This is a genomic window from Pseudolysinimonas sp. (assembly GCF_031389465.1).
Lineage (GTDB): Bacteria > Actinomycetota > Actinomycetes > Actinomycetales > Microbacteriaceae > Pseudolysinimonas_A.
In genome coordinates, this window is sequence record NZ_JANMSQ010000217.1 from 1 (window position 1) to 20,006 (window position 20,006).

General features: G+C 69.4%; 22 protein-coding genes and 1 tRNA gene. 14 read left to right on the forward strand and 9 right to left on the reverse strand.

Features of this window, described 5'->3' with window-relative positions; all coding sequences use genetic code 11:
- Positions 1-33: 33 nt before the first annotated feature.
- A complete protein-coding gene (locus tag RMO30_RS08705) occupies positions 34-843 on the reverse strand; it encodes a transglutaminase family protein (RefSeq protein ID WP_309712077.1) in 810 nt (269 codons plus the stop codon).
- A 22-nt stretch (positions 844-865) separates the two neighbouring features.
- Between RMO30_RS08705 and RMO30_RS08710 the strand changes: the two genes are divergently transcribed.
- Positions 866-938, forward strand: a tRNA-Arg gene (locus tag RMO30_RS08710).
- A gap of 21 nt (positions 939-959) precedes the next feature.
- Positions 960-1,994 (forward strand): glycerate kinase, encoded by a 1,035-nt coding sequence (locus tag RMO30_RS08715; protein ID WP_309712081.1) that lies wholly within the window; start codon positions 960-962, stop codon positions 1,992-1,994.
- On the opposite strand, the gene RMO30_RS08720 is transcribed toward RMO30_RS08715, so the two are convergent.
- The gene (locus RMO30_RS08720) at positions 1,961-3,406 is read right to left on the reverse strand and encodes a helix-turn-helix domain-containing protein (protein WP_309712084.1); all 1,446 of its coding nucleotides are present in this window, start codon (positions 3,404-3,406) and stop codon (positions 1,961-1,963) included. The two genes, RMO30_RS08715 and RMO30_RS08720, sit on opposite strands and share 34 nt — an antisense overlap.
- A 115-nt stretch (positions 3,407-3,521) precedes the next feature.
- On the opposite strand from RMO30_RS08720, the gene RMO30_RS13125 reads away from it, so the two are divergent.
- From RMO30_RS13125 to RMO30_RS08755, 8 genes are all read left to right on the forward strand, one after another.
- Complete coding sequence (locus tag RMO30_RS13125; RefSeq protein ID WP_397427914.1) at positions 3,522-3,644, forward strand: hypothetical protein; 123 nt, start codon at positions 3,522-3,524, stop codon at positions 3,642-3,644.
- A 9-nt stretch (positions 3,645-3,653) separates the two neighbouring features.
- Complete coding sequence (locus RMO30_RS08725; RefSeq protein WP_397427915.1) at positions 3,654-5,411, forward strand: phosphoenolpyruvate carboxykinase (GTP); 1,758 nt, start codon at positions 3,654-3,656, stop codon at positions 5,409-5,411.
- Between the two features lie 155 nt (positions 5,412-5,566).
- A complete protein-coding gene (locus RMO30_RS08730) occupies positions 5,567-6,145 on the forward strand; it encodes a sigma-70 family RNA polymerase sigma factor (protein ID WP_309712087.1) in 579 nt (192 codons plus the stop codon).
- The gene (locus tag RMO30_RS08735; RefSeq protein ID WP_309712090.1) at positions 6,129-6,872 is read left to right on the forward strand and encodes a hypothetical protein; all 744 of its coding nucleotides are present in this window, start codon (positions 6,129-6,131) and stop codon (positions 6,870-6,872) included. The genes RMO30_RS08730 and RMO30_RS08735 overlap by 17 nt, the downstream gene beginning before the upstream one ends.
- A gap of 110 nt (positions 6,873-6,982) precedes the next feature.
- Entirely contained in the window at positions 6,983-8,968 is a 1,986-nt protein-coding gene (locus RMO30_RS08740) for a TPM domain-containing protein (RefSeq protein ID WP_309712093.1), read from the forward strand.
- Between the two features lie 37 nt (positions 8,969-9,005).
- Positions 9,006-9,743 carry a PspA/IM30 family protein gene (locus tag RMO30_RS08745; RefSeq protein WP_309712096.1) on the forward strand — a complete coding sequence of 246 codons (738 nt, stop codon included), beginning with the start codon at positions 9,006-9,008 and terminating at the stop codon, positions 9,741-9,743.
- Positions 9,744-9,760: 17 nt separating this feature from the next.
- The gene (locus RMO30_RS08750; RefSeq protein ID WP_309712099.1) at positions 9,761-10,819 is read left to right on the forward strand and encodes a DUF418 domain-containing protein; all 1,059 of its coding nucleotides are present in this window, start codon (positions 9,761-9,763) and stop codon (positions 10,817-10,819) included.
- Positions 10,816-11,619, forward strand: a complete 804-nt coding sequence (locus RMO30_RS08755; protein ID WP_309712102.1) for an arginase family protein — start codon at positions 10,816-10,818, stop codon at positions 11,617-11,619. The genes RMO30_RS08750 and RMO30_RS08755 overlap by 4 nt, the downstream gene beginning before the upstream one ends.
- A 26-nt stretch (positions 11,620-11,645) precedes the next feature.
- Here RMO30_RS08755 and RMO30_RS08760 read toward each other — a convergent pair whose 3' ends face one another.
- Positions 11,646-12,227: a DUF4333 domain-containing protein gene (locus RMO30_RS08760; protein ID WP_309712105.1), complete on the reverse strand. Its 582-nt coding sequence runs from the start codon at positions 12,225-12,227 to the stop codon at positions 11,646-11,648.
- A 139-nt stretch (positions 12,228-12,366) separates the two neighbouring features.
- Between RMO30_RS08760 and RMO30_RS08765 the strand changes: the two genes are divergently transcribed.
- Positions 12,367-13,149 (forward strand): crotonase/enoyl-CoA hydratase family protein, encoded by a 783-nt coding sequence (locus RMO30_RS08765; RefSeq protein ID WP_309712109.1) that lies wholly within the window; start codon positions 12,367-12,369, stop codon positions 13,147-13,149.
- Positions 13,146-13,652 (forward strand): hypothetical protein, encoded by a 507-nt coding sequence (locus RMO30_RS08770; RefSeq protein ID WP_309712112.1) that lies wholly within the window; start codon positions 13,146-13,148, stop codon positions 13,650-13,652. The genes RMO30_RS08765 and RMO30_RS08770 overlap by 4 nt, the downstream gene beginning before the upstream one ends.
- Here RMO30_RS08770 and RMO30_RS08775 read toward each other — a convergent pair.
- Both RMO30_RS08775 and RMO30_RS08780 read right to left on the reverse strand, forming a co-directional pair.
- Positions 13,649-14,005, reverse strand: a complete 357-nt coding sequence (locus RMO30_RS08775) for an SIP domain-containing protein (protein WP_309712114.1) — start codon at positions 14,003-14,005, stop codon at positions 13,649-13,651. The genes RMO30_RS08770 and RMO30_RS08775 overlap by 4 nt on opposite strands.
- A gap of 56 nt (positions 14,006-14,061) precedes the next feature.
- Positions 14,062-15,480 (reverse strand): amidase, encoded by a 1,419-nt coding sequence (locus RMO30_RS08780; RefSeq protein ID WP_309712116.1) that lies wholly within the window; start codon positions 15,478-15,480, stop codon positions 14,062-14,064.
- Positions 15,481-15,580: 100 nt separating this feature from the next.
- On the opposite strand from RMO30_RS08780, the gene RMO30_RS08785 reads away from it, so the two are divergent.
- The gene (locus RMO30_RS08785) at positions 15,581-16,186 is read left to right on the forward strand and encodes a hypothetical protein (RefSeq protein ID WP_309712118.1); all 606 of its coding nucleotides are present in this window, start codon (positions 15,581-15,583) and stop codon (positions 16,184-16,186) included.
- Here the strand turns inward: RMO30_RS08785 and RMO30_RS08790 are convergent.
- From RMO30_RS08790 to RMO30_RS08805, 4 genes are all read right to left on the reverse strand, one after another.
- Entirely contained in the window at positions 16,183-16,602 is a 420-nt protein-coding gene (locus RMO30_RS08790) for a VOC family protein (protein ID WP_309712120.1), read from the reverse strand. The genes RMO30_RS08785 and RMO30_RS08790 overlap by 4 nt on opposite strands.
- A complete protein-coding gene (locus RMO30_RS08795; RefSeq protein ID WP_309712125.1) occupies positions 16,599-17,177 on the reverse strand; it encodes an N-acetyltransferase family protein in 579 nt (192 codons plus the stop codon). Before RMO30_RS08795 ends, RMO30_RS08790 begins: the two co-directional genes overlap by 4 nt.
- 91 nt (positions 17,178-17,268) lie before the next feature.
- Entirely contained in the window at positions 17,269-17,946 is a 678-nt protein-coding gene (locus RMO30_RS08800) for a uracil-DNA glycosylase (RefSeq protein WP_309712127.1), read from the reverse strand.
- Entirely contained in the window at positions 17,946-18,428 is a 483-nt protein-coding gene (locus RMO30_RS08805) for a phosphoribosyltransferase (protein WP_309712130.1), read from the reverse strand. Before RMO30_RS08805 ends, RMO30_RS08800 begins: the two co-directional genes overlap by 1 nt.
- Before the next feature lie 44 nt (positions 18,429-18,472).
- On the opposite strand from RMO30_RS08805, the gene RMO30_RS08810 reads away from it, so the two are divergent.
- Positions 18,473-19,990: an MFS transporter gene (locus RMO30_RS08810; RefSeq protein ID WP_309712132.1), complete on the forward strand. Its 1,518-nt coding sequence runs from the start codon at positions 18,473-18,475 to the stop codon at positions 19,988-19,990.
- The last annotated feature ends 16 nt before the right edge of the window (positions 19,991-20,006 follow it).

Genomic DNA, 20,006 nt, shown 5'->3' on the forward strand with positions numbered 1-20,006 from the left:
TCGCCGCGCTATAACTGCGGCGAGTTTCGCTGCTCACCCGAGAACCACGACGTCCGAAAGGTCGTCGGCGACGACATCCTCACCGCTCGCCCGCACGTCGATGCTGAGCAGTTCGACATCCGCGAGGGTGTTCGTCAGGAACGCAGTATCGGCCGAGTCGCGGCCTGTGGCGATGCGCACGAGCCCCGATCGCGGGGCGAGCCGCGTGGAGTCGACGACGACCCAGCGCTGCTCGATGCACGCTTCGACGACGGCGTGGAAGTCACGCGGCTCAAGCTCGGGGGCGTAGACCGAGACGAGACGAGCCGGTACGTCAAGGGCGCGGAGGAAGGCCGCCGTGACGTTGGCGAAGTCGCGGCACACGCCGGCGCCGGTCGCGAGGGTTTCGACGGCCCCACCGGTCGGGCTGGTCGCGGCGCCGTCGTAGCGGAGGTTCGTGTACACCCACTCCTCGACGGCGGCGAGTAGGCCGCGACCCTCAAGGCCGGCGAACTGGTCGCGCGCGCGGTCAGTCAGGCTGTCGGACTGCACGTACCGGCTGGGCCGCAGGTAGGTCACCAGGTCGCGCTCGACGACCGGGGCCGGAGCGGCTCGGCCCACGACGGTTGCGGCGTAGTCGACGCTCAGGATGCCGGGGCCGGTCTCGAAGAGGTGCAATCGGGTGCCGTGCGCGTCGGTCGTCTCGCGCTGCACGATCGGCTCCCCGTCGAGTCGCACGCGAAGGTTCTCGACGGTCGTCGGAACCCCTTCGGCGACAGCGACCGCGAGCACGAATGCAGTCGGATCGGCGACCTGGATGACGAGGCTAGACCCGACTTCACGACGCGGGGGGCTCAAAGTCATGCTGCTAACCTAAAGGCGCCGCGCCCCCGTAGCTCAGTGGATAGAGCGCTTCCCTCCGGAGGAAGAGGTCGCACGTTCGAATCGTGTCGGGGGCACTCCTTTTTCGGGGAGGTCGCGTGCGCGTCGTCATCGCCCCGGACTCCTTCAAAGGTTCGATCTCGGCCCCTGACTGCGCCGCTGCGATCGCCGACGGATGGCGCTCGGTGCGGCCCGGGGATAGCCTCGTGCTGCTCCCCCAGGCCGACGGCGGCGAGGGCACCCTCGACGCGATCGAGGCATCGACCCCGGATGCCGTGCGCCGGTCGGCGGGGATGGTCACCGGACCCGACGGTCGACCGGTTCCCGGCGTCTGGCTCGAGTTACCCGATGGTACGGCCGTTGTCGAACTGGCCCAGATGGCGGGACTCGCACTCATGGCCGCGCCCGACCCGCTCGGCGCGACGACTCGCGGCCTCGGCGAGGTGATCGTTGCCGCACTCGACGTCGGCGCGACGACGCTCGTGATCGCGCTCGGCGGCTCTGCGTCGACCGACGGCGGCGCAGGGGCGCTCGCGGTGCTCGGTGATCGAGGCGCCCCCGTGGGCGGCGTGACCCTGCTCACCGACGTAACCGCTCCCCTGCTCGGGCCGATGGGCGCCGCCGCCGTCTTCGGCCCGCAGAAGGGCGCGACCCCGACCGACATCGCGGTACTCGAGGAACGCCTGCGCGCCTTCGCGGCGGGTTTCCGTACCGACCCGGCAACCCCGGGAGTCGGCGCGGCGGGCGGCACGGCGTTCGGCTTCCTCGCCGCGTGGGGTGCGCGCATCGAGCCGGGCGCCGCCGCGATCGCCGCGCTCACCGATCTGACCGAGACGATTCGGGATGCCGACATCCTGATCACCGGAGAGGGCTCGTTCGATGACACCTCCTATACCGGGAAAGTCGTCGGCCACGCCCTGCGCCTTGCCCACGAGAACGGCACCCGCATGATCGTGATCGCGGGGCGCGTGGCGACCGAGCCGCGGCTGCCTGACGGTCGGCCGGTGGCATCCATCTCTCTCGCGTCACTCGCGGGATCGACGGAAGCCGCCCTCGGCGACCCGACCCGGTGGCTGACCGCCGCGGGGGTGGAGGCGGCTCAGCTGGAGGCGTGGGACTCCAGAAACTCGTAGAGCTCGCGGTCGTCGACACCCGGGAAGGTGCCCGACGGCAGAGGGGAAAAGATGTGGGCGTGCACCTTGGCGCTCGACCAGGCCTTACCCGACCAGTGGGCGGCGAGGTCGGCGGGGGGCCGACGGCAGCAGCTCGCATCGGGGCACCGGGACTGCTCGCGTCGCGTCGTCTCGCGACCCCGGAAGAACTTCGCGTCGTCGAATGGCACCCCGATCGTGATCGAGAACTCGTCGTTCGCGGCGCTCGTGCCGATCTGGGTCGACTCGAAGAACGTGCCACTGGGCGTATCCGTGTACTGGTAGAACTCCGTCGTGCGGTTGGTGCGCACGAAGGCCCGGCGCGCGCTCCAGTACCGGCAGACGATCTCGCCTTCGACCGATCCGGTGACATCCATCGGCACGGGTAGGCCGTCGTTCTCGTACGCCTTCGAGATCGCGCCGTCGCCGCCGACCCGCAGAAAGTGCACCCGCATGTCGAGGTGGGCGGTGGCGAGGTTGGTGAACCGCAGCGCCGCCGCCTCGTGAGTGACGCCGAAAGCATCCCGGAAGTCTTCGAGCGCGATGTCCTTGTCGCTCTTCGCCTGTAGCAGGAAGTTGACCGCCTGCGTGCGGGGCATGAGCGCCGCCGCCGCGAAGTAGTTGATCTCCAACCGCTGCTGCAGAAACTCGGCGTAATCGTTGGGTGCCTGGTGGCCGAGGATGCGGTGCGCGATCGCCTGCAGCGCCATCGAGCGCAGACCGTGACCGCCGGGGATCGACGCGGGCGGGAGGTAGATCCTGCCGTTCTCGAGATCGGTCACCGAACGGGCCGAGTGCGGGAGGTCGCCGACGTAAACCAGCTCGAACCCCATCCGTTCCGCCATGAGGCTCACCGAGCGGTGGGTGAGCGCGCCGGTCGAGTGCCCGACACCCCGCAGCGCCTCCTCGACGAGGTCGTCGATCTCGGCCATGTGGTTGTCGCGTTCGCGCATCCGGGCTCGCAACTCGGTGTTCGCGCGGCGCGCCTCCTCCGGGGTGGCGATCGCTTCCCGCGACCGGCGCGCGAGTTCCCGGTGCATGCCGACGAGGGCGCGCAGGGTCTCGTCGGACATCCCCTTCCCGGCGCGCACGAGCGGGAGGCCGAGTTGGGCGTAGACCGGGCTGCTCTGTGCGCGGTCGAGTTCGATCTCGAGACCGGCGCGCTCCGTGGGAGCGGAGTCGTCGAGTAGCTCGGAGAGCTCGATGCCGAGGCGGGCAGCGATCGCCCCGAGCAGCGACAGGCGGGGTTCACGGCGCCCGTTCTCCATGAGCGAGAGTTGGCTCCCCGCCACCCCCACGTCGGCGCCGAGCTGTTCGAGCGTCAGGCCCGCCTCGGTGCGGAAATGCCGCATCCGTTGTCCCAGAGTCACCAGATCTTTCACAAAATGAAGCATACGGAAAGAACGGGGCTTCTTTCACCCGATTTGGTCGGCCAGAACTCGCGTGGGCGCGCACAGTGGTTACAGAAGGCAGTTCTTGAACAACTACCACCCAGCGAGGGAGCCCACCGTGACGTTGACCACCGGCACACGACCCCTCGGCGACGAATCGGATGTCGTCGACCAGATCCCGGTTCACGACGCGACCTGGGCACTGCCACCCGACGACACCGACCCGCGCGTCATCGCCTAGGTCGAGAAGATGGCCCACCTGACGACCCCCGACACCGTCGTCTGGTGCGATGGGTCGCGCCGCGAAGCCGACGAACTCATCCGCGGCATGGTCGACCAGGGCACCCTCATCCGGCTCAACGCCGACCACCGGCCCTACAGCTTCCTGGCACGCAGCAACCCCGATGACGTCGCTCGCGTCGAATCCCGCACCTTCATCTGCTCGGTCGACGAATCCGATGCCGGCCCGACCAACAACTGGGCCGACCCCGTATCGATGCGCTCCGAACTCGAAGGCGTGTTCGCCGGCTCGATGACCGGACGCACGATGTACGTGGTTCCGTTCTCGATGGGCCCGCTCGGTAGCCCGCTCGCCCGCCTCGGAGTGCAGGTCACCGACTCGCCGTACGTCGTCGTGAGCATGGGCATCATGACGCGGATGGGCCGCGAAGCCCTCGCTCAGATCGGCCCCGACACCGAGTGGGTTCCCGCCGCGCACACGGTCGGCGCCCCGCTCTCCCCCGGCGAGCCCGACGTTGCCTGGCCGTGCAACGCCACCAAGTACATCTCGCACTTCCCCGAGACCCGGGAGATCTGGTCGTTCGGCTCCGGCTACGGCGGCAACGCGCTGCTCGGCAAGAAGTCCTTCGCACTGCGCATCGCCTCGGTGATCGGGCGTGACGAGGGTTGGCTCGCCGAGCACATGCTGCTGCTCAAGGTGACCAACCCGAAGGGTCGCGTCTTCCACGTCGCCGCGGCGTTCCCAAGCGCGTGCGGCAAGACCAACTTCGCGATGCTCAAGCCCACCATCCCCGGCTGGACCGTCGAGACGATCGGCGACGACATCGCCTGGCTGGCGCCCGGCGCCGATGGCACCCTGCGCGCCATCAACCCGGAAGCCGGCTTCTTCGGCGTCGCCCCGGGCACGGGCGTGTCGACGAACGCCACCGCGGTCGAGACCATCTGGGGCAACACGATCTTCACCAACGTCGCGCTGCGATCCGACGGCGACGTCTGGTGGGAGGGTCTCACCGACACCCCGCCCGACGACCTCGTTGACTGGACCGGCCGACACTGGTCCCCCGCTTCGGGCGTACCTGCCGCCCACCCGAACTCCCGGTTCACCGTGGCCGCATCCCAGTGCCCGTCCATCTCGGACGACTGGGAAGACCCGCGGGGCGTCGTCATCGACGCGATCATCTTCGGCGGCCGGCGTGCCACCAACGTGCCACTGGTGGCGGAGGCACGCGGATGGGAACACGGCGTCTTTTTGGGCGCCACGATCTCGTCCGAGCGCACGGCGGCCGCCGAGGGCAAAGTCGGGGAACTGCGACGCGACCCGTTCGCGATGCTCCCGTTCTGCGGCTACAACATGGCCGACCACTGGCAGAACTGGCTCGCCGTCGGCGACAGCCTGCGCAAGACCGGCGGAGTTCCGCGGATCTTCCAGGTCAACTGGTTCCGCAAGGGCGACGACGGCCGCTGGCTGTGGCCCGGATTCGGCGAGAACGGCCGCGTGCTCGCCTGGATTCTCGAACGCGTCGAAGGCACCGCCGCCGCGGTCGAGAGCCCCGTCGGTTGGCTGCCCGCACCCGGTGCGATCGATTACGCCGCCGCCGGAGTTCCGGATGCCGACTGGGCCGAGCTGTTCTCGATCGACCCCGCCGCGCACCTGGAAGAAGCGGACGACGCCGCCACCTTTTTCGACACCTTCGACGGCCGAGTCCCCGCCGCTGTCACCACCCAACTCGAGGAGCTCCGCTCGCGGATGCAGGCCGCGCAGTCCTGACCCTTTCTCGCACCGGACCGACGGCGCGCCGACCTCGCTGGCGGCGCGCCGTTCCCTTTTCTGGGGTTGAGTTATCCCATCTGGGATATCTCACGCCGAGAACCCAACCATTTGGGATACCTCGAGCGTCTCAGTAGGTAGAGGGAGGTGTGCGGATGCGCGCTGCGGCAGCCTGGGAAGGCGTCGTGACCGAGCTGGTGGCCCAGCGCGGTGAGGCACTGCTGCGTTACGCCACGCTGTTGTGCGGCAGCCGGGATGACGCCGCCGATCTCGTGCAAGACGCCCTCGTGCGCACCTTCGGGCGGTTGCGCAACGGCTTCAGCGTCGAGAGCGCCGAAGCCTACGTACGGCGCGCCATCCTCAACGGCCACCTGGACGGCGGACGCCGCACGACCCGGTGGCGCCGGATCGCACCGCTCGAGTATCGCCCCGACGAACAGGACTCCCCCGCGGGCGCTACCGAAGCCCGGCTCGACCTGCACGAGGAGCTGCGCAAACTCACCCCGCGAGAACGCGCCTGCCTCGTACTGCGCTATTACGACGACCTCAAGGTCGACGACATCGCCGAAACGCTCGGCATCAGCTCGGGTGCCGTGAAGCGGTACCTCAGCGACGGTCTCGCCAAGATGGCGATCTCGCTCGCCGACGACGGCACCGCCGAAGACCGGTTGACCCCACGCGCTTCTCATCACGTGGTGTCGCGAAAGGAGGCCTCTCGTGGCCACCGAATCTGACCTCCGCGACCTGCTGAGGGGTCCCGATCCGGAAGGGCGTGGCGAGATCGACCTCGACACCGTACTGAGCCGCACCCGGCGCCGCCGTCGTCCGCGGGTGATCGCCGCACAAGCCCTCGGGTCCGTCGCGCTCGTCGGGGTGCTCGGCACCGCCGTCGTCGTCTCGATTCCCCGAGTCGACCAGGCAGCACTGATGACCGCTGAGGATGCCGCCGCCGGCAGCGAAGAGTCGGCGACGGCACCTTATGCCGACGAAGACGCACTGCGATGGATGCCGGACGCTTGCGGCGCTCCGGTCACCGACCCGGTCGGTGCCGACGCTCTCGCCCTTGAGATCACGATCCCGACGACTCTCGGGCCCGAAGAGCGCATCCCCGTCTCCGTGACTCTGCGCAACGCCGGACCGGATCGCATCGTCGGAACCACCGGTTCCGCGCCCTATGTCAGTCTCGCGCGCGACGGCATCGTCGTCTGGCACTCTTACGCGGTTCAGGACGCCAGCGCTCAGGTCGTCGATCTCGACCCCGGCGAGTCGATGACGTTCGAGACATCCTTCGACCGAGTGATCTGCGGCACCGAGGATGACCTGGTGATGGACGATCCCGACAGTGCGCTTCCTCCCGCGCCTCGGGGCGACTACGAGCTCCGCGCTGTAGTTGTCGTCGCGACCGAGACCGGCCTGAACGTCGTCGCAACCGGACCGCCTCTGCCACTCGAGATCGTCTGAGCTCCGGGTCAAACGACCTCCCTAGCAGACACTTGGCCTCGATAGGATTCGGGCGTGGCCGTCCGGACGGCCGAGCACGGGTCGGCGTAGGTCGCCCGGGAGGAGCCCGCATGCGACCGATGTCGACCGCAGCAGCCGCGATCGCGGGGGCAGCGCTGGTCGTGATGACTCCGACCGCGGCATTCGCCGAACCGCCCGTCGACTTTGCCGGCGCGTACGTCGTCGATGAAGCCGGCGTGCTCGGCGGCACGGCCCAAATCGAGAGCGCCCTCGACGAGCTGTATGACCGCGCCGAGGTGTCGCTGTTCGTCGTCTACGTCGACACCTTCGACGATCCGAGCGACCCCGCCCTGTGGACCGACACGACCGCGGCGCTCAGCGGGTTCGGTCCCGATGATGTGCTGCTTGCCATCGCCGTCGAAGACCGGCAGTACCAGCTCAACGACGAGCTGCTCTTCGACGACCAGTACGACCGCGTCGCGACCCGCATCGAGACGGAACTTCGTGACGACGACTGGGCAGGCGCCGCGCTCGAGGCGGCCGACGCCATCGGCGACGAGCTTGCTGGAGAAACCCCCGCGGAGCCCGGCACCACCGACGGCGAAGGTGGCGGCATCCCGATCCTGCCGCTTCTCGCGGGCGTTGGGGTCGTCGGAGTCGGCGCCTGGGGGATCTCGAGGCTCGTGAAGCGCCGTCGCGGGGTCGACCCCACTGCCCCCGTCGACAAGCTCGACCAGAAGCAGCTCGACCAGCGGGCGGGCAGCCTCCTGGTGCGACTCGATGACGCCCTCAAGAGCAACGAACAAGAGCTCGGTTTCGCCCAGGCGCAGTTCGGCGAGAAGGCCACGAAGGGGTTCGCCACGGCCCTTGCCGAGGCCGAAAAGCAGGTGAAGCAGGCGTTCGCCATCCGTCAGCAGCTCGACGATGCGACGCCCGAAACCGCCGACCAGAAGCGCCAACTGACGACCGAGATCATCCAGCTTTGCGAAGCCGCGTCCGCCTCTCTCGCTGCGCAGTCCACCGACTTCGAGCAGCTCCGGCAGCTGGAAACCCACGCCCCCGAGGTGCTTGAGACGGTCGCCGCCACGCACGGCGGTCTGCCGGCCCGAATCGACTCCGCCGAATCGACGGTTGCCGGGTTGTCGAAGAAGTTCGGCGCCGCCGCAGTTGGCTCGGTCGACGGCAGCATCGCCCAGTCCCGCGAGCTCGTCACCTTTGCCACGACGGCGATCGCCGAAGCCCGCACCGCGCTCGCCGCCGGCAAGACCTCGGAGGCAGCCGTCGCTGTACGCGGAGCCCAGCAGGCGGTGGGCCAGGTCGAGCGTGCCGTCGCCGCGATCGACACGCTCGCCGCCGGGCTTCCCGCCCTCGTCGAGCGGCTCGCCGCGGCGGTCGCCGACGTGAAGATCGACCTCGCAGAGGCACGCGCCGGGCTGGCCGGTGCCGCACCCGAGGTCGCCGAGCCGCTCAGGGCCGCGGCCGACGACGCCGAGAACGTGCTGGCCTCCGCGGCCGGGCGCGATCCGGCGACGGCGATCGGCGAGGTCGAGCGGGTCAACGCGGGCCTGCACGAGGCGCTCGGAAAGCTGCGGGATGCCGCCGCCCAGGCCGAACGCGCGACGGCGCAGTTGGCCCGCGTCACCGCCGAGGCGCAGGCAGCGGTCGCCGCTGCCCACGACTTCATCGCCACGCGCCGCGGCGCTGTTGGCGCGACGGCGCGCACCCGGGTCGCCGAGGCCGAGCGGCAGCTCACCCAGGCACTCACGGCGACCCGCACGAATCCCGTGGAGGCGCTGCGCGCCGCCCAGCAGTCGGTGGCGCTCGCGACCTCCGCGATGGAGAGCGCCCAGAGTGACGTCGCATCGTTCAACGGTGGCGGCTCGTCGGGCTCGTCCGGCAGCGGATACGGCGGTGCGGCACTCGGTGGCATCCTCGACGGGCTCTTCTCCGGCGGATCCTCGAGCGGGTGGTCGTCGTCAGGCGGCAGCGGGTGGTCGAGCGGTTCCAGTTCCTCGTCACGCCCCCGACCCGGCAGCAGCTCCTCCAGCCGGCCCCGACCCTCAGGTGGTCGCCGCTCTCGCGGCGGACGCTTCTAGACTCCCGGTCACACTGAAGAACAACGAAAGGCACAACATGGCAAAGCAGTCAATCCTCGGCCGCATCTCGCAGCTGGTGCGCGCGAACATCAACGCGCTCATCGACCAGGCGGAGGACCCGCAGCTGATGCTCGACCAGTTGGTGCGCGACTACACCAACTCCATCGCCGAGGCCGAGAGCGCGGTGGCCCAGACCATCGGCAACCTCCGCCTGATGGAGCAGGACCACGCCGAAGACCTCGAGTCGGCAGCCGACTGGGGTCGGAAGGCCCTCGCGGCGAGCGCCAAGGGCACCGAGCTGCGCACGTCGGGAAGCGCCGAGGATGCCGACAAGTTCGACAAGCTCGCGAAGATCGCGATCGGCAAGCAGATCTCCGCCGAGAACGAGGCGAAGACCGCCGCGCCGACGATCGCTTCGCAGAACCAGGTCGTCGACCAGCTCAAGGACGGCCTCGACAAGATGCGCGAGAAGCTGTCGGAGCTCACGAGCAAGCGCGACGAACTCGTCGCACGCGCGAAGACCGCAGAAGCGCAGTCGCACGTGCACGACGCCATCCAGAGCATCGACGTGCTCGACCCGACGAGCGAGCTCGGCCGCTTCGAAGAGAAGGTGCGTCGTGAAGAGGCCAAGGTCATGGGCCAGCAGGAGCTCGCCGCGTCGAGCCTCGACTCGCAGTTCGAATCGCTCGAAGACCTCGACAAGGAGGCCGAAGTCGAGGCCCGCCTCGCCGAGCTGAAGGCCGGCGGCGCCCAGGCCGTGACCTCGGGCAACTGACGACCTCGCATCAGGACGTGACCGGGGAGGGCTGGCGGGCGACCGTCGTCCCTCCCCGGCTGTTCGGCGTCGATACCGCCCGCGGCGTTGCGCTGCTCGGGATGTTCGCGGCCCACACGCTCTTCGACGGCCAGGAGCGGCTTTTCGACGGTCGGTCGGCGATCCTGTTCGCGACCGTCGCGGGCGTGTCACTCGGCCTCATCACGGGCGGCGCCAACCCGCCACCTCCGGGCGAGCGCAGCACCGCACGCCTCAGCGTGCTCATCCGTGGTGCCGTGCTCGTGCTTCTCGGGCTCGCCCTCACCGCGTTCCTGCAGCCGCCGATCGCGGTCATCCTCGACTACTACGGCTTCGCGTTTCTGCTGCTCATCGCGGTGCTGTTCCTCGCCCGCCCCCTGCTCGCCGTGCTGGCTGCCGTCATCGCGGTCGCCGCTCCCCCGATCGTCGTCGCCGTGACCGACGGCACCCCGTTCGAGAGCGTGCCCGCGCCGGTGCAGATCTTGGCGCGCTGGCTGTTCTACGGCGAGTATCCGATGCTGATCTGGCTGGCGTTCCTGCTGGCCGGCCTGATCCTCGCCCGCGCCGAGCTGCGGGACCGCCTCACCGCGGCCCTCGCCCTGGTGCTCGGAGCCCTCGCCGCCGTTCTCGGCTACGCCTCAGCGCTCGTCATTCCCGGCGTCACCGCCGAAGCCCACTCGGGCACGACGGCGGAGGTCTTCGGCTCGGGCGGCCTCGCCGTCGCCATCATCGGCGGACTGTCGCTCCTCGACTCCGCGACCGGCGTCGGTGAGCGCGTCGCGCGGATCCTGCGCTTCGTGCTCTCCCCCGTCGCGGCGGCGGGTGCGATGGCACTCACCCTCTACGTCGCCCACGCGATCGCGCTCGCGATCATCCGAGCGACCGCGGACAATCCCGAGCGCTGGCAGGTTCCCGAATGGACCTTCCCGGCCCTCGCCCTCGGGGCTCTCGCGATCGCAACGCTGTGGCGCCGGTTCGTCGGGATCGGGCCGCTCGAAGCGGGGCTCCGTGCGCTCACCCGGCTCGCCGTGGGTTCGCCGCCTAGAGTGGCTCCGTGACCCTCCGGTTCGTGCTCGTGCCGCAGTGGCAGGGCTCCCCCTCCCCGCGGGCGATGCGGCTTGCCGACGGCGTTGCCGCGCTTCAGCTCGACCTCCCCACCTCGGCGACCTCGTCGGTTCCCGTCCCTCTCGAATCGGGCGACGATCAGGGCACCGGCATCGCTCGCTACACCTCGGTGCAGCTCGTGCGGGAACGCACCTCCGTCGTTCTGCAGGATGTCGACGGACCGTTCGTCGTCGTGGGCGGCGACTGCGGTGTGTCGGCCGCGGGAATCGCGGTGGCGGCGAACCGCCACCCCTCCGTCGCGGTGGTCTGGTTCGACGCGCATCCCGACCTCAACTCTGCGGAATCCTCGCCCTCCGGGGCGTTCTCCGGAATGGTGCTGCGGGCCGCGATCGACAACGGTGACATCGGCGCGGATCGCGTGGTACTAGCCGGCGCCCGATCGTGGGATGAGGGCGAGGAGGTGTTCGCGGCCGAGGCTGGTCTGCGTGTCCTCACCGTTCCCGAGCTCGACGACCCGATCGCGCTCGTCGAGGCGGTCGCCGCAACCGGTGCCGACGCCGTCTATGTGCACATCGACCTCGACGTTCTCGACCCCGCCGACCTCGACGGTCTCCTCGACCCCGAACCCTTCGGGGTGAGCACTTCGGCGCTTCTGGCGACGATCAAGGCACTCCGGGCGCGGTTCCCGCTCGCCGGCGCGACCCTCGCGGCCTACGCGCCGAGTGCGCTCGACACCGAGCAGGCGGCAGACGACGCCGCCACCATCCTGCGCATCATCGCCGCACTCGACTGACCCGCTACGACTGAGCCCGCACGCGGTCAGTCGACGCGGATCGAGTACTCCCCCACCGAGGCATCGAACGACGTGATCGTGACGACGGCAGCGACGGTGCCCTCGGGCGACGGGTAGCTGCACGCAACAGTGTTGCCGACGACGATCGCGACCTCGGTGCCCTCGCAGGTCACTTCGGGCACGTAGCCGAGCGTCGGAGTCAGCGCCCGGATGGCGAGCGCCTCGATGTCGCCGATCGGCACGAAGGCGCCGGGCTCGGCGGTCGGTTCGGGCGCGTTGTTCGGCACGTCGGCGACCTGGATGTCAAACGTGTAGTTGGTGCCGTCGACTTCGGTGAAGGTGATGACGGTGTCGAACTCCAGCCCAGCTACCGGATCGACGAGCAGACAGGTGACCGACGTGTCGACCTCGAGCGCGATCTCATCGTCGCCGCAGTCGATCGTCGGGCGCACCCCGACCTGCTCCTCGAGCTTGTCGGCGGCAAGAGTCTCGACGTCTTCCGGCGGCACCGTCGGAGCAGTGTTGACGCCGACGCTGAATACGCAACCCGAGAGCAACGTCACCGCGAGCGCAGCGATGGGGACCAGGGTGAGAGATCGAGAACGCACGAGCAGCCTCCAGGAAAGACGTTGATTGAACGCTAGCGGATGAGGCATCACCGCCGCGTACGCTGCATTGTCTGCTCGCCGCCGCCCCTGCGGCGAGCCCGCTACGGCGGCGAGCGCTATCGCCGCCTACGCTGGACAGGTGGCTGAACGAGTGACCATCGAACGGGATGGGCACCTGCTGCTCATCGGACTGAACCGCCCGGAGAAGCGCAATGCCGCCGACTTCGCGATGCTTCAGGAGTTGTGTCTCGCCTACGGCGAACTCGACCGGGATCCCGACCTTCGGGTCGGCGTGGTGTTCGCGCACGGCGACCACTTCACCGGGGGCCTCGACCTCGGCGACGTCGCGCCGCGGATCGGCGAGAACGGGCTCGACCTCGTTCCCGAGGGGGGCCTCAACCCCTGGCAGGTCCAGGGCGAGTTCCAGCGCAAACCGGTCGTGATCGCCGTTCAGGGGATGTGCCTGACCCTCGGCATCGAACTCGCCCTGGCGAGCGATGTCGTCGTCGCCGCCGACTCGACGGTTTTCGGTCAGATCGAGGTGCAGCGCGGCATCCTGCCGTTCGGTGGCGCCACGATCCGGCTCCCGCGCGCGGTCGGTTGGGGCAACGCGATGCGCTGGATGCTGACCGGCGACTCGTTCGATGCCGCCGAAGCGCACCGCATCGGGCTGGTGCAAGAGGTCGTGCCGCACGGCACCCAGCTCGAGCGAGCCCACGAAATCGCGGCGCGCATCGCCGCTCAGGCACCGCTCGCCGTGCAGGCGACCATCGCCAACGCGCGGGAGGCGATCCGTGACGGCGACGCCCCCGCCGAGCAGCAGTTGCAGCCCGAACTCGTGCGTCTCGCGCTGAGCGAGGATGCCGCCGAAGGGATGCGTGCCTTCGTCGCCCGCGACCAGCCGGAGTTTCGCGGCCGATGACGACGCTGCCGGTGCGACCAGATCCTGCGAAACTCTCCCGAGCGGAGCGCGCCGTGGCGTCGGTCGTGCTGTTCGGCGGACGCGTGCCGGGGCTGCGTCGGGTTCTGCTCTGGCCGGTCGTCGCGCGGCCGGGGTACTGGGTCGCGACAGCGTGCGCCTGGGTGTGGGGTCGCGTGCTGTTCGGGCGATTCGCGAAGGCGGGCGGCATCCACTACTTCTCCCGGCTGCCGAAGTGGGCCTACGGTCGCGGCGGCACGACGATCGGGGCGATCTATCTGACGACCGACAACACCGGGCCCGATGTGCTCGAGCACGAGGCGATCCACAAGGCGCAGTGGAAAAAGTACGGGCTCGCCTTCATCGCCGTCTACGTCGCGGCCGGATCCCCGCCCCTCACCAACCGCTTCGAGGTCGAGGCGGGACTGGAGAAGGGCGGCTACCTGCGGCCGCGCAAGCCACGGCCGGGTGGCTTCCCCGGGAAGAGTCCGTCGCCGCGGGGTTAGGCGTTGGTGTGCAGCCGGGCGGCGCGGTCGCCCGAAACCCAGCCGTAGACGCGGTACTCGCGTTCGAGATCGACGGGCAACATCTCGCCGAGCCAGGCTTCGACCGCGTCGGTGAGCGACTGCCCGAGGTCGCGGCGCAGCCAGGTGACGCAGACCCGGCCGGGCGCGCCGAGGTCGCGAATCGCCGCAGCGGAGTCAACCTCGACGAACACCTGACCCCGCGCACGCGTCGGGAGCGTCGCGAGCACCGTTTCGACCACCGCAAGATCGGTCTCGACGGCGCCGAGCAGCACGAGGTCGCCGGCAGCAGGCTGCCAGGAGATCGTGGCCGGGAGGAGGTCGGAGAGAAACATCGCAAGATCAGTATAGGCATACCTAACTGAGCGTGCCCTTACCTTGCGGCGCTAGCTCACGCCGACCACGCGGGCGGATGCCGACGTTCCCAGTGCAGGCGTCGTTCGAGCTGTGCCCCGATCGCGAGCAGCACGTCTTCTCGCCCCGGCCGCCCTATGAGCTGCACTCCCATCGGCAACCCATCGCTCGTGACGTGCACCGGCAGCACGATCGCGGGCAGACCGCTCACGTTCACCATGCTCGTGTACGGCGTGTAGAGCACCTGTTGCGCGAAGTTGCGTTCGCCGTCGTCGGCGTCGTACCAGCCGAGCGGCCGGGGGGTGAGCGCCATTGCGGGGGTGAGCACGACATCCACTCGCGAGGCGCGCGCGATGAACCGGCGCTCGAACCCGACGAGCCAGGCGAGCGCCGCCCCGAGCTCCCGCGCCCCGAGGCCGCGGCCGGTCTCGACGAGCCAGCGGGTGAGCGGCTCAACCAGGTCGAGCTGGTCGCTCTCGACCGGGATGCCGGCAGCCCCCGCCTGCCACACGGTGCGAAATGCGGCCGCGTATCCGGGCTCCGGATCGAACGCGAGCTCCTCGATGCCGTGACCGATGGAATCCAGTTCACGCAGTGCGATCTGCACCGCCTCTTCGGCCTCTGAGGCGAGCTCGAGGTCGAACGCGGTTGCCCACGGCGAGTCGCGGGTGACCCCGATCGAGTAGCGGCCCTCGCCCCGCACCGCGGCGCCGAGGAACGCGCCCTCCCCCGCGTCGGGGGCGACGGTCGCCCATTGTGCGGAGCCGTCGCCGACGAGGGCGTCGAGCAGCAACGCGGCATCGGCGACGGTTCGGGCGAGTGGCCCGGCGACCACGAGTCCGGCGAGGCTGGGGAAGCCCGGCATCGCCGGCACGCGCCCGCGCGACGGCTTGAGGCCGACGAGCCCGGTCGCGGCGGCCGGGATGCGAATCGAGCCGCCGCCGTCTGACCCGGGTGCAAAGGGCAGCAGTCCGGCGGCGACGGCAACCGCGGCCCCGCCGCTCGAACCGCCCGCGCCGCGCGCCAGGTCGAAGGGATTGCGGGCGATCGGACCAGCGACCGGCTCGGTGTAGCTCGGAAAGCCGAACTCGGGCGCCGTGGTCTTGCCGAGGCTCACGCCACCCGCCGCGTCGAGCACGAGCGCCAGTTCGTCGGACTCCGTGGGTACGTTGTCGGCGAAGGCGCGCGATCCGTAGCGGGTCGGCACACCGGCGCGGGCGACGAGATCCTTGTCGGCGAAGGGCAGCCCCCACAGCGGGAGGGCATGCGAGAGCGCGTCAACGGCGGTGGCTCGAGCCCGAGCCTCGGCGGGGGTCACCGTCACGAATGCGCCGAGTCCGCTGTCGAGTCGTTCGATGCGCTCGAGGTAGTGGTCGGTCAGGTCGCGCGGCGACACCTCGCCCCGTCGCAACCAGTCGAGTTGCTCGAGGGCCGTGAGGTGGTGTAGTTCGAACACGTGCCGAGCCTACGGATACCTCAACCTGAGACGTGCCAGGCCTCGAAACTGAGAGATCCGAGTGATACATTCCCCACACACGGGGAGGTCAGGGATGCGGGTGCGCACGATTCTCGGAGCGGCGGTGGTCTCCATCGTCCTGCTCTCCGGCTGCACCCCTGAGCCGCCGGAGCCCGACGAGACAGGTGCGGCAGGGGGCGACCCCACCCCGACCGAAACGGCGACGACCGCGCCGGAAACGCCGGTGTTCGGGATGCCGGACCTGTGCGCCGAAATCCTCACCCCCGAGACGGCGGCCGCCTTCGCCGACGCCGGGCTCGACCTGCTTGGCGGACCCGACGGGGTCTACGGCGAGAACTACTTCGGTGATCCGACCCCTGAGGAGAAGGTCGGCGGCATCACCTGCGTCTGGGGCGACGAGGAGGTGGTGGCGTCGACCGTCATCGTGTCGGTTGCCCCGATCACGACGAGCACCCGCTCCGGGATCGTGAACGCGCTCATCGCCACCGGGCTTGTCGAATCGCAGGTCGAGGGCGCCCTTACTTACGCGCGCATCGGCGACGATGTGAGCGCGCCCGCCGAACTCCACGTCATCCGCAACGAGAGTTGGATTTCGGTGATCGAAGCGGTCGGCGGCGAAGCCCGCTTCCAGCACGCGACGGAGCTCGTCGATGAAGTCACCGCGCAGGTATACGCCGCGCGCTAGGGCGTGTCGAGTTCCTCGAAGACGCTGATCTGCATCCCACCGGGTGCCTCGAATCGCGCGTTGAGCGACCGCCACGGGGTTTCCACCGGGGCTGCCACGACCTCTGCCCCTCGGGCGGCGAGCCGCGCCGTGGCGGCAACGGCGTCGGGCACTTCGAAGGCGACCCGCACCGTCAGCGGATAGGGGTGCGCGACCGGGCGACCGACCTCGACCGCATCGATGTACGCGACCTGAGCCGGGTTGGCGAGTTCTAGGGTCGCGGTCGGCACCTCGAGGATGACGACCCGCGCGCCAGCCGGGCCGTCGTAGGACTCGAGTTCGCGCAGCCCGAGCGCGTCGCGGTAGAAGGTGAGCGCGGCGTCGAGGTCGGCGGTCTCGAGCACGAGTCGTAGCTGGGCAACGGGATTCTCGGTCACTTCAGGCTCTTCTGCATCAGGATGGTTCCGAGCCACCGGCCGAACTTGAAGCCGACCTTGCCCATGTGGCCGATCTCGGTGAACCCGAAATTACGGTGCAACGCGAGCGAAGCATCCGCCCCTCGGTCGGCGATGACGGCGATGACCTCTTTGACTCCGGCGGCTTGCGCGTGCGGCAACAGTTCGGCCATCAGGGCCCTGCCGAGCCCCTTGCCAGTCGAGGCCGGGCCCAGATAGATCGAGTTCTCGACGGTGAAGCGGTAAGCGGCCTTCGGCTTCCAGGGGGTGACGTACGCGTAGCCGAGGATGACCCCCCTCGGGCTCACCGCGACGAGCCACGGGTAGTGCAACTCTTCGACTTTCGCGAACTTCGCCCGCATTTCCTTCAGGGTGAGCGGGTCTTCGTCGAAGGTCACTGTCGAGTTGGCGACGTAGTGGTTGTAGATCTCGAGCATGTGCGGAACGTCGCGGCTCGTGGCATCCCGGATCTCGAACGCGAACGCGGGCTCCACGGGGGGCGCCGGCTTGAGGTGCGGCGGGAGCTTCCGGCGCGGGTTGTACTCCTCTTCCAGCACGGCCCGATCCTACGCGCGCACTTCGCTGAGAGCGGAGCCATTGCTGGCCTCCGCAGCGGTGCCAGCGCCGACGGACGTCTCAGCCGTCGGGTCACAGGTGCCAGTCGATCGGATCGGCCCCGGCGGCGGTCAACAGTTCGTTGGCGCGGCTGAACGGTTTCGACCCGAAGAAGCCACTGGATGCCGACAGCGGGCTCGGGTGCGCGGAGGCGATGACCGGCATCGATCCGAGCAGCGGACGCAGGGTGCCGGCATCCCGGCCCCAGAGGATGGCGACGAGGGGTGTGCCGCGGGCAACGAGCGCCTCGATGGCCGCCTGGGTGACCTCCTCCCACCCCTTGCCGCGGTGCGAGCCCGAGTTTCCGGCCTGCACCGTGAGCACCCGGTTGAGCAGCAGCACGCCCTGGTCTGCCCAGCCGGTGAGGTCGCCGTGCGGCACCGGCGGGATGCCCAGATCGTCGTTCAACTCGCGGTAGATGTTGGCGAGGCTGCGCGGGATGGGCCGCACGTGACCCTCGACGGCGAACGACAGCCCGATCGGATGACCCGGTGTCGGGTACGGGTCCTGCCCGACGATGAGCACCCGCACGCGCTCGAACGGCGAGGTGAACGCGCGCAACACGTTCGTGCCCTCGGGAAGGTAGCGGCGACCCGCGGCGACCTCCGCGCGCAGAAACTCGCCCATCGCAGCGATCCGCCCGGCGACCGGCTCAAGCGCGACGGCCCAGCCGGGATCGACGAGCTCCGAGAGCGGCTTGGGGCCCGCCATCAGCCCGCTGGGTAAGGGACGGGGCCCTCGCTCGACCAGGGGAACATGATCCACTTGTCGGTGTGCCGCCAGGTGTAGGTCGGCTCTTGCACGGTCTGCGGCTTCGCGTACAGGCACACGGTGCGCACCTCGCCGCCCCCCGCCTCCAACAGGTTCACCACGAGGGCGAGCGTGCGACCGGAGTCGGCGACGTCGTCGACGAGCAGGATGCTCTTGCCGCGCAAGGAATCCTGGTCGAGGGTCGGCGGCAGCACGATCGGTGCGTCAAGTGTTTTTTCGACATCGGTGTAGAACTCGACGTTGAGACTGCCGAGCATCTTGACGTTGAGCGCGTAGCCGAGCGCCCCGGCGAGCGTGAGGCCGCCGCGTGCGATCCCGACGATGGCGTCGGGGCGGAAGCCGTCATCCGCGATCGTGGTCGCCAGCTCCCGCGCCGCCTGGCCGAACAGTTCGTAGGTCAGGATCTCGCGCTCTTCGGCCACGCTGTGCAGCCTACCGAGCCCCGGCACGCTACTAGGCTCCGCTCATGACGAACGCCCCCACCGCCGGTGGCACCGCGACGAGGTCCCTCGCCCAGATCACTTTCGCCCTCGTCGGTTTCCTATTCCTGCTCGAACTGACGAGCGGCATCATCCAGGGCTACTACATCCCGCTGATCAGCGACCTGGTGGTGCACCTCGGCGTCACCGACGCCGACTTCAACTGGTTCGAGGCCGCGCAGCTGCTGCTGTCGGCCCTGGCGGTGCCGATCCTGGCGAAGCTCGGCGACATGTTCGGTCACAAGCGGATGCTGCTGGTCTCGACCGCTCTGACAGCCGGCGCGTCATGGTGGCTCGTCGTGTCGGGCGACTTCACCACGTTCCTCATCGCGTGGGCGCTGCAGGGCTTCTACTCGGTGTGGCTGCCGCTCGAGGTGGCACTCATCTTCGATCGGGGTCGACGCAGCAAGACCGGAGTCTCACAGACCCGGCGGGCGGCGGGCCTGCTGGTTGTCGCCCTCGAGGTCGGCGCGATCGTCGGCGCCCTCGGCGGTGGGGCGGTCTTCACGGCTGCCGGCGGTGACGTCGCCCTCACCCTCGCCATCCCGGCCATCGTGGTGACCGCGGTGTTCTTCGCGATCCTGTTCGGTGTGCCCGAATCGGAGCGCACCACCGGCCGCAGCCTCGACTTCTTTGGCTTCGTGCTGCTGTCGTTCGCGCTTCTGCTGACGACCTCGTCGCTCACCTTCCTGCGCATCAACGGCCCCGGCACCTGGTGGGTGTGGGTCGTCATGGCCGCCGGACTTCTCGCGTTCATCCCGTTCGCGCGCTGGGTGCTCGGCAAGGACGACCCGGCGATCGACCTGCGGGTACTCGCCCGGCCGACGATGTGGCCGGTGCAGGTCACCGCGGGGCTCTTCGGGATCAGCGTGCTCGGCGCACAGATCCCGCTTTCGACCTTCGCCGGAACCGATCCGGAGGTCGCCGGCTACGGGTTGGGGCTTTCCTCCGGGATGCGGTCGATCGTCATCGGCATCTACCTCATCTCACTCATCGCGGGTGCGGCGCTGTTCGCCGTGTTCTCGAAGCGCCTGTCACCGCGCCTCGCGCTCATCGGCGCCACGGCGCTCGTCACGATCGGCTACTTCGCGCTGATCTTCTTCCACGACGACCTCACCCAGGTGCTCGTCTGCATCTGCATCGCCGGTGCCGGCTCGGGTGCTCTTGTCGCCGCGCTGCCCGCTGCCGCAGCGGCAGCGGCCCCGCTCGGGCAGACCGGAATCGCCACCGGGCTCACCAACACGACGAAGACCATCGGTGGGGCATTCGCGTCGGCGACCTTCGGCATCGCCCTCGCCACCGGCGTCACCGCAGGGGTGGGCACGGCCGCCAGCCTGTCGGGCTACTACACCGTGTGGATCGTCTGCGGTGCGAGTGCCCTCGTCGCCACCGTTCTGCTGTTCTTCGTGCCCAAGCTCGCGTTCGCCGACCCCGTCGACGTGGACGGGGACGGCGACCAAGAGGGGTATTTTGCCGAGACCGCGGACACAGCGCCCGCAAAATAAGCCCACACGGGCAAAA

Excerpts from the sequence above, each read along its gene's own strand:
- RMO30_RS08745 (WP_309712096.1), top strand. The coding sequence starts at position 9,006 with ATGGCAAAGCAGTCAATCCTCGGCCGCATCTCGCAGCTGGTGCGCGCG.
- RMO30_RS08740 (WP_309712093.1), top strand. The coding sequence starts at position 6,983 with ATGCGACCGATGTCGACCGCAGCAGCCGCGATCGCGGGGGCAGCGCTG.
- RMO30_RS08730 (WP_309712087.1), top strand. The coding sequence starts at position 5,567 with ATGCGCGCTGCGGCAGCCTGGGAAGGCGTCGTGACCGAGCTGGTGGCC.
- RMO30_RS08800 (WP_309712127.1), bottom strand. The coding sequence starts at position 17,946 with ATGGCGGGCCCCAAGCCGCTCTCGGAGCTCGTCGATCCCGGCTGGGCC.
- RMO30_RS08725 (WP_397427915.1), top strand. The coding sequence starts at position 3,654 with ATGGCCCACCTGACGACCCCCGACACCGTCGTCTGGTGCGATGGGTCG.
- RMO30_RS08775 (WP_309712114.1), bottom strand. The coding sequence starts at position 14,005 with ATGTTTCTCTCCGACCTCCTCCCGGCCACGATCTCCTGGCAGCCTGCT.
- RMO30_RS08720 (WP_309712084.1), bottom strand. The coding sequence starts at position 3,406 with ATGCTTCATTTTGTGAAAGATCTGGTGACTCTGGGACAACGGATGCGG.
- RMO30_RS08705 (WP_309712077.1), bottom strand. The coding sequence starts at position 843 with ATGACTTTGAGCCCCCCGCGTCGTGAAGTCGGGTCTAGCCTCGTCATC.
- RMO30_RS08770 (WP_309712112.1), top strand. The coding sequence starts at position 13,146 with ATGACGACGCTGCCGGTGCGACCAGATCCTGCGAAACTCTCCCGAGCG.
- RMO30_RS08810 (WP_309712132.1), top strand. The coding sequence starts at position 18,473 with ATGACGAACGCCCCCACCGCCGGTGGCACCGCGACGAGGTCCCTCGCC.